This window comes from Nocardia sp. NPDC051832 (assembly GCF_040681285.1).
GTDB lineage: Bacteria > Actinomycetota > Actinomycetes > Mycobacteriales > Mycobacteriaceae > Nocardia.
The window spans coordinates 1,357,615-1,370,515 of record NZ_JBFAYL010000001.1 but is presented as its reverse complement, the minus strand read 5'-3'; the positions used below and the strand labels follow the sequence as shown (position 1 = coordinate 1,370,515).

At 66.2% G+C, this 12,901-nt stretch carries 11 protein-coding genes; 5 read left to right on the top strand and 6 right to left on the bottom strand.

Translation table 11 applies throughout. The features are described 5' to 3' along the window. Positions 1–140: 140 nt before the first annotated feature. From rsmG to rpmH, 6 genes are all read right to left on the bottom strand, one after another. Positions 141–836 carry a 16S rRNA (guanine(527)-N(7))-methyltransferase RsmG gene (gene rsmG, locus AB0M14_RS06080; protein WP_364989330.1) on the bottom strand — a complete coding sequence of 232 codons (696 nt, stop codon included), beginning with the start codon at positions 834–836 and terminating at the stop codon, positions 141–143. Positions 837–983: 147 nt separating this feature from the next. Next, positions 984–1,490 (bottom strand): protein jag, encoded by a 507-nt coding sequence (locus tag AB0M14_RS06075; RefSeq protein WP_364991341.1) that lies wholly within the window; start codon positions 1,488–1,490, stop codon positions 984–986. A gap of 144 nt (positions 1,491–1,634) precedes the next feature. Beyond that, positions 1,635–2,717 (bottom strand): membrane protein insertase YidC, encoded by a 1,083-nt coding sequence (yidC, locus tag AB0M14_RS06070; protein ID WP_364989328.1) that lies wholly within the window; start codon positions 2,715–2,717, stop codon positions 1,635–1,637. Between the two features lie 4 nt (positions 2,718–2,721). Continuing rightward, complete coding sequence (yidD, locus tag AB0M14_RS06065) at positions 2,722–3,069, bottom strand: membrane protein insertion efficiency factor YidD (protein ID WP_364989325.1); 348 nt, start codon at positions 3,067–3,069, stop codon at positions 2,722–2,724. After that, entirely contained in the window at positions 3,066–3,491 is a 426-nt protein-coding gene (gene rnpA / locus AB0M14_RS06060) for a ribonuclease P protein component (protein WP_364989323.1), read from the bottom strand. Before rnpA ends, yidD begins: the two co-directional genes overlap by 4 nt. Positions 3,492–3,512: 21 nt before the next feature. Beyond that, a complete protein-coding gene (gene rpmH, locus AB0M14_RS06055; protein ID WP_209885332.1) occupies positions 3,513–3,656 on the bottom strand; it encodes a 50S ribosomal protein L34 in 144 nt (47 codons plus the stop codon). 592 nt (positions 3,657–4,248) lie between these two features. On the opposite strand from rpmH, the gene dnaA reads away from it, so the two are divergent. The 5 genes from dnaA to gyrB all read left to right on the top strand — a co-directional run bounded on the left by dnaA (position 4,249) and on the right by gyrB (position 12,850). Further along, positions 4,249–6,336 (top strand): chromosomal replication initiator protein DnaA, encoded by a 2,088-nt coding sequence (gene dnaA / locus AB0M14_RS06050; protein WP_364989321.1) that lies wholly within the window; start codon positions 4,249–4,251, stop codon positions 6,334–6,336. An 862-nt stretch (positions 6,337–7,198) separates the two neighbouring features. Beyond that, positions 7,199–8,359 carry a DNA polymerase III subunit beta gene (gene dnaN / locus AB0M14_RS06045; RefSeq protein WP_364989319.1) on the top strand — a complete coding sequence of 387 codons (1,161 nt, stop codon included), beginning with the start codon at positions 7,199–7,201 and terminating at the stop codon, positions 8,357–8,359. 93 nt (positions 8,360–8,452) lie between these two features. Further along, complete coding sequence (gene recF / locus AB0M14_RS06040; RefSeq protein ID WP_364989317.1) at positions 8,453–9,655, top strand: DNA replication/repair protein RecF; 1,203 nt, start codon at positions 8,453–8,455, stop codon at positions 9,653–9,655. A 277-nt stretch (positions 9,656–9,932) separates the two neighbouring features. Further along, the gene (locus AB0M14_RS06035; protein WP_364989316.1) at positions 9,933–10,505 is read left to right on the top strand and encodes a DUF721 family protein; all 573 of its coding nucleotides are present in this window, start codon (positions 9,933–9,935) and stop codon (positions 10,503–10,505) included. 308 nt (positions 10,506–10,813) lie between these two features. Beyond that, a complete protein-coding gene (gyrB, locus tag AB0M14_RS06030; protein ID WP_364989314.1) occupies positions 10,814–12,850 on the top strand; it encodes a DNA topoisomerase (ATP-hydrolyzing) subunit B in 2,037 nt (678 codons plus the stop codon). Positions 12,851–12,901: the final 51 nt, after the last annotated feature.

Genomic DNA, 12,901 nt, shown 5'->3' with positions numbered 1-12,901 from the left:
AGAGGACAAGCGAATTGACCGGTGCCGCCGGTGCCGTTGAGCGAGAAATTGCGCATGTTTCACATGAAACAGCGCACTCCGGCGGTCGACATGGAGTGACGATGTTTCATGTGAAACATGCGGCGGGGGAGCGGATCCGCTCAGTCGCGAGATTTGTTGGCGCGCGCGGCCCGGCGACGCGGCGACCGCTCGGCCCGGGGGAGGAGTTCCGCACTGATCACCAGAGTCGGCGTGGAGACCAGTCCGGCGCCGCACTCGAGCACCTGGGCGTTGCTCGCGCCGGCATCCGCCAGCGCCGCACCGTCGCGCTCCAATTCCGCTGCGGCGCTGACGCCTTTCAGCGCGAGCATCCGCCCGTGGTCGCGGAGCAGGGGGAGGGACCACTGCGCTAGCTTCGCCAGCGGCGCCACCGCACGCGAGGTGACGATGTCCGCGCCGCCCGCTTCCTTCAGTACGCCGGACTGCTCGGCGCGCCCGCGCACCACGGTGATGTCGAGCCCGGCGGATTCGATGAACTCGCTCAGAAAGATGGTGCGCCGCAACAGCGGCTCCACCAATGTGATCCGGAGATCCGGACGCGCGATGCCGAGCGGAATGCCGGGCAGCCCAGCGCCGCTGCCGATGTCGACCACGGTGGCGCCCTCGGGGATCAACTCGCCGAGCACGGCACAGTTGAGGATGTGCCGGTCCCAAAGCCGCGGCACTTCACGTGGACCGATCAGCCCTCGCTCCACCCCGGCGCCGGCAAGCGCCGCACAGTACATCCGCGCGATATCCAACCTGTCGCCGAAAACCTTGACGGCTTCGGCGGGCGGCTCCAGTTCCACGTGAAACATCCTTCCGCGTTCGATAGGTCAACAGTATTGAACCGGCCACTGGCTACTGCATCCGGGACATGGAGAAGGCCCCTGGTCCGATGACCAGAGGCCCTGTCCAATACGTCAGGGTGACGAAACGTCCCGTCCCCCAAGCTCGCCCTGCACTCAGGCGGGAACGACCACCACATGGCGATTCGGCTCCACGCCCTCGCTCTCGCTCTCGACACCGTCGACGGCGGCGACCGCGTCATGCACAATCTTCCGCTCGAACGGAGTCATTGCCGCCAGCGCTTCGGGCGCACCGGATTCCAGCACCCGCTTCGCCGCGGCGGTGCCGAGCGCGCTCAGTTCCTCACGACGCTTGGCCCGCCAGCCGGCCACGTCCAGCATCAGCCGGCTACGCACACCAGTCGCCTGCTGCACCGCGAGCCGAGTCAGCTCCTGCAGCGCATCGAGCACCTCGCCGTTCCGGCCGACCAGCTTGGAAAGATCCCGGCCGCCGTCAATGCTCACCACAGCGCGATCGCCTTCGACGTCCAGGTCGATATCGCCGTCGAAATCCAGCACGTCGAGCAGCTGCTCGAGGTAGTCACCCGCGATTTCGCCCTCTTCGATCAGAGCTTCCTCGGAGTCACTCGCGACTTCAGCTGGTTCCGTCTCGGCGCTCACCATCGTCGTCGCCACTGTGGCGTCCCCTCCGTCGGTCTCAACAGTCATTTGGTTTTCCTTCATCTGCTCGCCGCGACCGCCTGGCCATCGCCGCCGGGTGGTACGCGATCAAGGGGTTGCTGCTCAGTGCTCAGCGCAAGCAGGCGATCAACGCCGCCGCTTCTGATTGGCCCGGCCGCGGTTCGGCCGCTTCTGCCCGCCACCGGAGCGGCGCTGCGCCGAACTCTTGGGCTTGGCGGCGCTGGTGCCGTTCGTCGAGACCGTGTCCACCACATCCTCGACCGCGTCCACCGCGTCGGCGTCGACCTTCTTCTTGACGTTCACCGGCTTCGCGCCCGGCTTCGGCGCGTTCTGCGCACGCTGCTCGAGCTTCTGCTGCTTCTTCGCTTCTTCTTCCTTCTCCATGCGGCCGAAGACGAGATGCTGCTGCCCGTAGGTCCAGATGTTGTTGGCCACCCAGTACAGCAGGATGGCGATCGGCAGGAACGGACCACCGACGAGCACGCCGAGCGGGAAGACCCACAGCGCGAGCTTGTTCATCATCGCGGCCTGCGGGTTGGCCGCGGCCTCCGCGCTCTGGCGGGCGACCGAGGCACGCGCGTTGAAATGCGTCGCCAGGCCGGCGATGACCATGAGCGGGATCGCGACGGCGGCGATGGCCACCCGGGACGGCAGCTGGCCGTCGATGGCGAACGCCTGCAGCTCGCTCACCGGGGTGGTGATGAACGCCGAGATGGGCGCGCCGAAGAGTCGGGCACTCAGGAAGGACTGCACGTCGGCGGCGTTGAAGACGTAGTTCGGGGTGTTCGCGTTGTCCTGGATGCTCATGCCGAGCTGACCGAAGCCGTGGCCGGTCCGGTTGAAGGACCGCAGCACGTGGAACAGACCGAGGAATACCGGCACCTGCGCCAGGATGGGCAGGCAGCCCATCAGCGGGTTGAAGCCGTGATCCTTCTGGAGCTTCTGCATCTCCAGTGCCATCTTCTGGCGGTCGTTCTTGTACTTCTTCTGCAGCTCCTTGATCTGGGGCTGCAACTCCTGCATCTGCTTGGTCGTCCGGACCTGCTTCACGAACGGCTTATAGAGCACGATGCGGAGCGTGAAGACGAGGAACACCACCGCCAGAGCCCAGGCGATGCCGCTGTCCTTACCAAGGCCGGGGATGGCCGCGAAGACTCGATGCCAGAACCAGAGGATCCAGGACACCGGGTAATAAATGAAGTCGAGCACGGCTCTATGCACTCCCGTCGTTCGGTTCGCCGATCACCGCGGACGGTGATCCTGTACAAGCGTGTGGCGCCGCTGTGGCAGTGTCGGCGGCGGCTGCCCCACCCCGGGCGCGTGTGCGGCGCTCCGGAACGGGGTCCCACCCACCAGGGTGCCAGGGCGCGCATTTGAGCAGTCGCACGACCGTCAGTCCGAGTCCGACGAACAGACCTCGGGTGCGCAAAGCGGTCACGGCGTACTCGCTGCAGGTTGGGGTGAAGCGGCACACCGGCATTCGGGTGGGGGAGACGTAGGTCCGGTACAGCTCGATCAAGAAGATCAACAAGCGAGCCGGCAGCCGCACGAGGCTTCTCACGACGACCGGGCCCCATCGAGTTTGCGCAACGCGCCCCGGAGCTGACGGAGAAGATCGTCCGAACTCGCGTCGGCGGCGCCGGGCAGCGCACGGATCACGATATCGGCCTCGGCGGGTAGATCGTGGATCACCTTGCCGCACATATGACGCAGGCGGCGGGCCACACGGTGTCGAATCACCGCGGAGCCCACCGCCTTGCTGACAATCAATCCGAATCGCGGACCGCCCACGCGGACCAGCGCATCCTCCGGAACTTTCGGTTCCGGTGATGCGGTGCCGTCTGGTGAACTTGTGCCCACGATTCCGTCATACCCGCGAACGTGCACGTGTACGACCAGATCTCGCCTCCCGATTCGCTGGCCGCGGCGCACCGTCCGGGAGAAGTCGGCACGATGATGCAACCGATACGGCTCAGGCAACACCCGAGCGTCCGAATGCGAGGATCAGGCAGTCAGGGTCTTGCGGCCCTTGCCGCGACGCGCGGAAACGATGGCGCGGCCCGCACGGGTCCGCATCCGGAGACGGAAGCCGTGGACGCGCGCCCGACGACGGTTGTTCGGCTGGAACGTCCGCTTGCCCTTGGCCACGGTCAACACTCCTCGAGTTGGTGGGCGCCAGGTGACGCCCGATAGCTGGTCGGTAATACGTATCTGCGCAATGCTGAGCCATACCAAGCAATGCAAGTCTGGTCATCATCGATGCGCGTCGGTCCTGGCGCACAGGGTCGGTTACGACCTCAACGCGGTCAGCACAGGACCGCCACCGCACCAAGGGGTGACTGTACGAGGGTACTTATCCGCCAGATGCGGGTCAAACTCAGCCCCCATGAAGCCGGTCATCGGACCAGCTCAGCCGCTGAACACAGGCTGTGGACTGCGGTGACGTTATCAACACCCCTAGGCGCAGGCATGTGCGCAGCGACCTGGCGATAGCTAGTCGATAGCTGAAGAACCGCAGGTGAGAGCGACACACCGGCCGAGCTGAAGCACATTTCACATGTCCCCAGGGTTTTCCACATCTGTGGATAATTGTGTGGAAACACCCCTCCGGTGGCATATTCGTAGGCCGACGGCTGCCGTTCGCCACTGCTCGGAACCGGAGGATCCTAACAGCGCTCGAGAGCTTGCGGGATCGCTGTATCGAAGATTCACGGTGGATAACTACTGGGGAGGACACTGCATGGACGACGAGCAGAACGTGTTGGCCACTGTGTGGCCCGAGGTGATCGCCGAGCTCACCACCGGCTCGCCCGACGGCGCCATCCCCCCGGTAACCAGAGCACAGCAGGCCTGGCTCAAGCTGGTCAAGCCGATCACCGTGGCGCAGGGCTTCGCCTTGCTCTCGGTGCCCTCGTCGCTGGCCCAGGAAGCCATCGAACGCGATCTGCGCGAACCGATCCTGCGCTCACTCGGCCGCCGCCTCGGCCCCCAGGTCGAAGGACTCGGCGTCCGGATCGCCGCGCCGCCCCAGTCGCCCAGTGACCGGTCCGCTGCCAATCCGCGGCACGCGCGGATGACCAGCCGGCCCGAACGCCGGGAACCGCGCCGGGCTCCGACGCCGGACTATCCGGCGCGCGGCGAGTACGGCCAGCCGCAGCGCTACGGTCCGGCCACCGACTATGCCGCCGCCACCGACTACGAACCGGCGCCCGAGTACCAGCAGGGCGGGGTCGACTACGCGCCGGCCGCGGAGTACCAGCCCGCACCGGGCTACGAACCCGACTACCAGCCACAACCGGAATACGAACCGGCGCCGGAGTACGGCCAGGTCGACGACTACTACTCGGGACAGGACTATCAGAGTCCGGTCCCGGCGAGCGTGCCCGCGCCCGAACCGCCCACCCGCCCGAACGGGCAGTCCGATCTTTTCGAGCGATCTGACAAGCAGCCGCAAGCCGGGCGCCGGGAGTCCGGCCCGCCCGGACAGGAGTCGTTGTTCACGCCCGAGCCCGCGCCGATGCGCGGGCCCGGCCGCGAGCAGCCCGGCCGGCCGGCACCGCACGACGAGCCTGAGCCCGCGCTCGCCGCGGCCCATCAACCGGTCCGGGAACATCCGGGGCGGGAGCACCAGGGACGCGAGCATCCGGGGCGGGAACATCAAGCCCGGGGACAACAGCCGGTGCGCGACAGCCGGCCCGCACACCCGGATCACGAGGACGACGACGAGCCCATCGTCAGCGCCCGCAACTCCTGGCCGACCTACTTCACCAAGACCCAGGAGACGCCGGCGCCGAGTTCCTCGGCCAGCCTGAACGCCAAGTACACCTTCGAGACCTTCGTCATCGGCGCGTCCAACCGGTTCGCGCACGCCGCCGCGGTCGCCATCGCGGAGGCGCCCGCGCGCGCCTACAACCCGCTGTTCGTCTGGGGCGCTTCGGGTTTGGGCAAGACGCATCTGCTGCACGCGGCCGGCCACTATGCCCAGCGGCTGTTTCCGGGCATGCGGGTGAAGTACGTCTCGACCGAGGAATTCACCAACGACTTCATCAACTCGCTGCGTGACGATCGGAAGGTGGCGTTCAAGCGGCGCTATCGCGAGACCGACATCCTGCTGGTCGACGACATCCAGTTCATCGAGGGCAAGGAAGGCATCCAGGAGGAGTTCTTCCACACCTTCAACACCTTGCACAACGCGAACAAGCAGATCGTGGTGTCCTCGGACCGCCCGCCCAAACAGCTTGCGACGCTGGAGGAGCGGCTGCGGACCAGGTTCGAGTGGGGCCTGATCACCGATGTGCAGCCGCCGGAGCTGGAGACCCGGATCGCGATCCTGCGCAAGAAGGCGCGCATGGACCGGCTCGATGTGCCGCACGACGTGATGGAGCTGATCGCCAGCCGGGTGGAGCGCAATATCCGGGAGCTGGAGGGCGCGCTGATCCGGGTCACCGCGTTCGCCTCGCTGAACGGCCAGCCACTGGATCTGCCGCTGGCCGAGGTGGTGTTGCGTGACCTGATGCCGGAGACCGCGGCGCTGGAGATCAACGCGGCCACGATCATGGCGGTGACCGCGGAGTACTTCAACACCACGCTGGAGGAGCTGACCGGTCCCGGCAAGGCCCGGCCGCTCGCCCAGGCCCGGCAGATCGCGATGTACCTATGCCGTGAGCTCACCGACCTGTCGCTGCCCAAGATCGGCCAAGCCTTCGGCCGGGACCACACCACGGTCATGTACGCGGAGAAGAAGGTGCGCAAGGAGATGACCGAACGCCGCCGCGTGTACGACCAGGTTCAAGAACTCACAGCCCGGATCAAACAACGCTCCCGATAGCTTTATCCACACCTGTGCACCGCCCTGACCAGGGGCGGTGCATTTTTTTGCCTGTGGATTCCTCGAGGAATTCCTGTTGAGTCCTCGAGGAATCCTCGAGGTTGTGCACCGGTTCGCACACAGCCTGTGGAGGCCGCCTGGGAGCCGCCGCTCACAGGCAGTTGTCCCCATTGCTAACACCCACAGCTACCCACAGGCACTGACCAGGCAGACCCTCGGTTAACCCCTGTGGATTCCTCGAGGAGTCCTTGGGGAGTCCTCGAGGAATCCTCGAGTTGTGCACCTGTTCCTGCACACGTGTGCACAAACGCCGAATTACGGTGGAACAACTCGAGGAGCACTCGAGGATGAATGCGGGACAACTTTCCGACGTCCACAGACACCCTCGGTTCATCCTCGAGTCATCCGCCGGCCATCCCCACGGCACCGCGGGCCACTACCTGCGAAAACAGGCGCAGTCCACAGATTCCACAGTGCCTACTACTACTTCAGTTCTTTCAATTAGAGAGATCTCTTCAAAACAGGGTGTGTGGAAAGTCGGTCGGGGAGAGTCACGCGCCGAGCCACTCGCCGAAGAGCGCATTGACAGCAGGAGCCAAGCATCAGGTACCGACAAGTTCGGCCGAGTCGCTGATCGCGTTACCCGGAACTCGGCGGCGCACACACATCCACAGCACTCACTGGTGGATGCACCGGAGGGTCGGACTAGGTGTACGCGGACTTCCCGAGTACGGTTTGTTGTCGGTCGCCTATGCCAGACTTTCGTAGGGCGGCCGATCCAGTACCCTCTGACGACGTTCGGCCGCGCACACGGCAGTATCGATTCCAAGACTGGGAGAGGACAGATCGGGCGATGGAAAGCATGAAGTTTCGGGTCGCCCGTGAGGATTTCGCGGAATCCGTTGCCTGGGTCGCACGCAGCCTCCCTTCCCGGCCTCCGGTGCCCGTCCTGGGCGGCGTGCTGCTGGTAGCCAACGAGGACGGCCTCACGGTCTCCGGCTTCGACTACGAGGTGTCCGCGCAGATGCGCGTCGCCGCCGAGGTCGCCGGTCCCGGTGAGGTTCTCGTTTCCGGCCGCCTGCTGGCCGACATCACCAAGGCGTTGTCCAACAAGCCGGTCGATGTCTCCGTGGACGGCACCCGCGTGCTGATCAGCTGCGGCAGCGCCAAGTTCTCGCTGCCCACCATGCCGGTCGAGGACTATCCCCAGCTTCCCGAAGTTCCGCAGCAGACCGGTGAACTCGGTGTGGATGTCTTCGCCGAGGCGGTCGGCCAGGTCGCCGTCGCCGCCGGCCGGGACGACACGCTGCCCATGCTCACCGGTATCCGGGTCGAGATCGAAGGCGCCAACGTGGTTCTCGCGGCCACCGACCGGTTCCGCCTCGCGGTGCGCCACATCGAGTGGAAGCCGGAGAAGTCCGATATCGAGACCTCGGTGCTGATTCCGGCCAAGACGCTCTCCGAAGCCGCCAAGACCCTCGGCGCCACCGACGCCCCCGTGCAGCTGTCCCTGGGCACAGGAGCGGGCTCGGATGGCCTGCTGGGCATCGTGAACGCGGGCCGCCGCACCACCACGCGCCTGCTCGACGCCGAATTCCCCAAGTTCCGCCAGTTGCTCCCCAAAGAGCACACTTCCATTGCCACGCTGTCGGTCTCGGCGCTGTCCGAAGCGATCAAGCGCGTCGCCCTGGTGGCCGAGCGCGGCGCCCAGGTGCGCCTGGAGTTCTCCACCGAGGGCCTGCTGCTGTCGGCGGGCGGCGACGACGCCGGCCGCGCCGAGGAGTGGCTGGACGCCGATTTCCGGGGCGAACCGCTGACCATCGCGTTCAACCCCGGGTACCTCGTCGACGGTCTCTCCGCGCTGCACTCGGATCGGGTCACCTTCGGGTTCACCACCCCGAGCCGTCCCGCGGTGCTGCTGCCCGCCAGCGAGGAGGAGCCCGAGATGCTCGATTCGGGTGCCTTCGTCGCGCTGGCCAGTCCCTACATCTACCTGTTGATGCCGGTCCGGCTGCCGGGCTGATCCCCAGGGGTGCAAACGTCTGTGCATAACCGGGTCGAACCCGGTCCACTCGCCGTGGGCCGGGTTCTTCCGCAGGTCAGAGTGGGATAACCGATGTTCATCCGGGCACTGTCGCTGCGTGATTTCCGGTCCTGGGAACAGGCCGAGCTGGAATTATCCCCAGGCCGCACGGTCTTCTTGGGATCCAATGGCAATGGCAAAACCAACCTGGTCGAGGCGATCGGCTACCTGGCCACCCTCGCCTCACATCGGGTCGCCGCCGACGCGCCGATGATCCGGATGGGCGCGACCAGGGCCCGGGTCGGGGCCACAGTGGTCAACACCGGCCGGGAATTGCGCATCGACGTCGAACTGAACGCGGGGGCGGCCAACAAGGCCCAGATCAACCGTTCGCCGGTGCGCCGGCCGCGCGAGATCCTCGGCATTCTGCAGACCGTCCTGTTCGCACCGGAGGATCTGTCGCTGGTGCGCGGCGATCCAGGGGAGCGGCGGCGCTTCCTCGACGAGTTGTGCACAGCCCGGCTGCCACGGCTGGCGGCCGTCCGCGCCGACTATGACCGGGTGCTGCGCCAGCGCTCGGCCTTGCTGAAAACCGCTGGACGGCAAGCGCGTTCGAAGTCCGACCTGAGCACTCTCGACGTCTGGGACGGCCACCTGGCGACCCATGCCGCGGTGTTGCTGGCCCAGCGCCTGCGTCTGGTGCACGATCTTTATCCCCATCTCGCACAGGCCTATTCATCGATCGCTCCCGAATCCCGGCCCGCGACAATCGGATACCGCAGCGGCTACCTGCCCCCGGAGTTGCTGGACCCGGCGCGGGCGCCGCAGCCGGGCGATGAGCTGGAGTTGGAAGCAATCATGCTGCGCGAGTTGGGGATTGCCCGGCCGAAAGAGCTGGACCGCGGCGTCTGCCTGGTCGGCCCGCACCGCGACGACCTGGAACTGCTGCTGGGCAGCGCACCGGCGAAAGGCTTTGCCAGCCACGGCGAATCCTGGTCCTTCGCGCTGGCCTTGCGGCTGGGCGCGTTCGAGCTGCTGCGTTCCGCCGGTACCGAGCCGGTCCTGCTCCTGGACGACGTCTTCGCCGAACTCGACCGCCGCCGTCGCACCGCGCTGGCCGCTGTCGCGGCCGGCGCCGAGCAGGTCCTGATCACCGCCGCGGTCCCCGAGGACGTCCCGGCCGAACTCGAGGCGATGCCGTTGCGGGTGGAAACCGCGGGGGAGGCGGATCGGCGTACCTCCCGAATCGTCACACCTGACGAATCGGGACAGCGCGATGTCGGTGATCTCCCGTAGAGTTCCGGGCGCGGATCAACGGTTTCACCAGCGCGAAGGAGTTATCCACAGCTTCTGTGGACAACTCGGTACGAATCGCCACCGCCTCGTTCCGGGGAGTTGGCGGCACGCACTGTGGATGTTGTGCAGAACACCCACCTGACCGGGGCGAACAGACGTTCGATCTTGTGCGCTCGAGCCGCTGACCACGGGATTTCCGCCCCCGGCGGGCTACCGCAGCGCCTGGGGACAACTCGACAAAACTGGGGACAAACCCGGAGCGGGAACGGAGCAGGTGATGACCGATCAGTCGGAACAACCCGGCGCCGGTGCACAACCACCCGGCGAACCGGAACTGCGCGGCGTCGACCTGGCCCGGCGCGCCCTGGAGGAAGCCCGGGCCGCGGCGCGGGCCAGCGGCAAATCGGTCGGCCAGGGCCGGGCCTCCCCGAAGCGGGCGCTGCGGCCCGGCGCGCGCCGGGGTCGTTCGGGGTGGTCCGGCCCGGGTCCGGACGCCCGTGATCCACAGCCCCTGTTCAAACTCGCGGGCTCGCTCGCGAAGAGCCGTGGCTGGTCGGCGAAGGTGGCCGAGGGCATGGTCTTCGGCCAGTGGTCGACGGTGGTGGGCGAGGACATCGCCGCGCACGCGAATCCGGTGGCGCTCAAGGACGGCGTGCTGTCCATCGCCGCCGAATCCACCGCCTGGGCAACTCAACTGCGCATGCTGCAGAGCCAGATCCTGGCCAAGATCGCGGCCGCGGTCGGGAACGGCATCGTCACCCAGCTGAAGATCACCGGCCCGGCGGCGCCGAGCTGGCGCAAGGGCGAACGCCACATCCGCGGTCGCGGCCCGCGCGACACCTATGGGTAGAGCACGCTATTTCTGGGCAAGTAACTAGTGCGCCCTAGGCGGTCGGAGAGGCGGATCAAACCGCCGGATGGCCGACGGGACACGTGTGGAGTCGATTTCTTTGAGCCACGGAGCCGTTAGGGGTGTGTTAGGTGCACTGTGGCTTGGGTCTACCAGTAGGATGGTGACGTAACTAGCGGCGAACCTTCGGCGCGTTCGGATCGGCACGCTCTCGGACCCCAGATTTCGACCAGTCCAGACTACGGGGTCTCATGTGGCCGGTCCGGCCGCTGTCCCGAGGATCAGCAAGTAAGGAGAGCTACCGACAAGTGGCTGCCAACGAATCGGGCTCGACCAAAGCAACATCCGGTGATTACGACGCTTCCTCCATTACGGTCCTCGAAGGGCTCGAGGCGGTTCGCAAGCGCCCCGGCATGTACATCGGCTCCACGGGTGAGCGCGGTCTACACCATCTGATCTGGGAAGTCGTCGACAACTCCGTCGACGAGGCGATGGCTGGTTACGCCTCGCGTGTCGATGTGAAGATCCTGGCCGACGGCGGCGTCGAGGTCGTCGACGACGGCCGCGGTATCCCCACCGGCATGCACGCGCAGGGCATCCCCACCATCGAGGTGGTCATGACCCAGCTGCACGCCGGCGGCAAGTTCGACTCCGACTCCTACGCGGTGTCCGGTGGTCTGCACGGCGTCGGTATCTCCGTGGTCAACGCCCTGTCGAGCCGGCTCGAGGCCGAGATCGACAATGCCGGTTTCCACTGGAGCCAGACCTACAAGGACGCCAAGCCCGGTCAGCTGATCAAGGGCGAGCCGACCAAGCGCACCGGTACCACCATCCGCTTCTGGGCGGATCCGGAGATCTTCGAGACCACCACCTACAACTTCGAGACGGTCTCGCGCCGGCTGCAGGAGATGGCGTTCCTGAACAAGGGACTCACCATCACCCTCACCGACGAGCGGGTCACCGACAACGATGTCACCGACGAGGTGGTCAGCGAGACGGCCGACGCTCCGAAGCACGCCGACGAGGCCGCCGAGGCCGCCGCCGCGCCGAAGGTGAAGACGCGTACCTACCACTACCCGGGCGGGCTCGAGGATTTCGTCAAGCACATCAACCGGACCAAGCAGGCCATCCACAACTCGATCGTCGCGTTCACCGGCAAGGGCACCGGCCACGAACTCGAGGTCGCGATGCAGTGGAACTCGGGCTACTCCGAGTCTGTGCACACCTTCGCCAACACCATCAACACGCACGAGGGCGGCACCCACGAAGAGGGCTTCCGCGCGGCGCTGACCACGGTGGTCAACAAGTACGCCAAGGACAAGAAGCTCATCAAGGACAAGGACGGCAACCTCACGGGTGACGACATCCGCGAGGGCCTGGCCGCCATCGTTAGCGTCAAGGTCGGCGAGCCGCAGTTCGAGGGCCAGACCAAGACCAAGCTCGGCAACACCGAGGTCAAGTCGTTCGTGCAGAAGGCCTGCAACGAGCACCTCACGCACTGGTTCGAGGCCAACCCGGCCGACGCGAAGACCATTGTGAACAAGGCGGTTTCGTCCGCTCAGGCCCGCGTCGCCGCGCGTAAGGCGCGCGAGCTGGTGCGCCGCAAGTCGGCCACCGATCTGGGCGGCCTGCCGGGCAAGCTTGCCGACTGCCGGTCCAAGGATCCGATCAAGTCCGAGATCTACATCGTGGAGGGCGACTCCGCCGGCGGCTCGGCCAAGTCCGGCCGAGACTCCATGTACCAGGCCATTCTCCCGCTGCGCGGCAAGATCATCAACGTCGAGAAGGCGCGCATCGACCGGGTTCTCAAGAACAACGAGGTCCAGTCGATCATCACCGCGTTCGGCACCGGCATCCACGACGAATTCGATATCGCCAAGCTGCGGTATCACAAGATCGTGCTGATGGCCGACGCCGACATCGACGGCCAGCACATCTCGACGCTGCTGCTCACGCTGCTGTTCCGCTTCATGCGCCCGCTGGTCGAGCACGGTCACGTCTACCTCGCGCAGCCGCCGCTGTACAAGCTCAAGTGGCAGCGCAGCGATCCCGAGTTCGCCTACTCCGACCGCGAGCGCGACGTGCTGCTCGAGGCCGGCCTGTCCGCCGGCAAGAAGATCAACAAGGACGACGGCGTGCAGCGCTACAAGGGTCTGGGCGAGATGAACGCCAAGGAGCTGTGGGAGACCACCATGGACCCCTCGGTCCGGGTGCTGCGCCAGGTCACCCTCGACGACGCCGCCGCGGCCGACGAACTGTTCTCCATCCTGATGGGTGAGGACGTCGAGGCGCGCCGCAGCTTCATCACCCGCAATGCCAAGGACGTTCGCTTCCTCGACGTTTAAGCCGTCCTGAAACAGCAGCTACCCAGCGCTTTCAGGCCTGGCTTGCAAAGG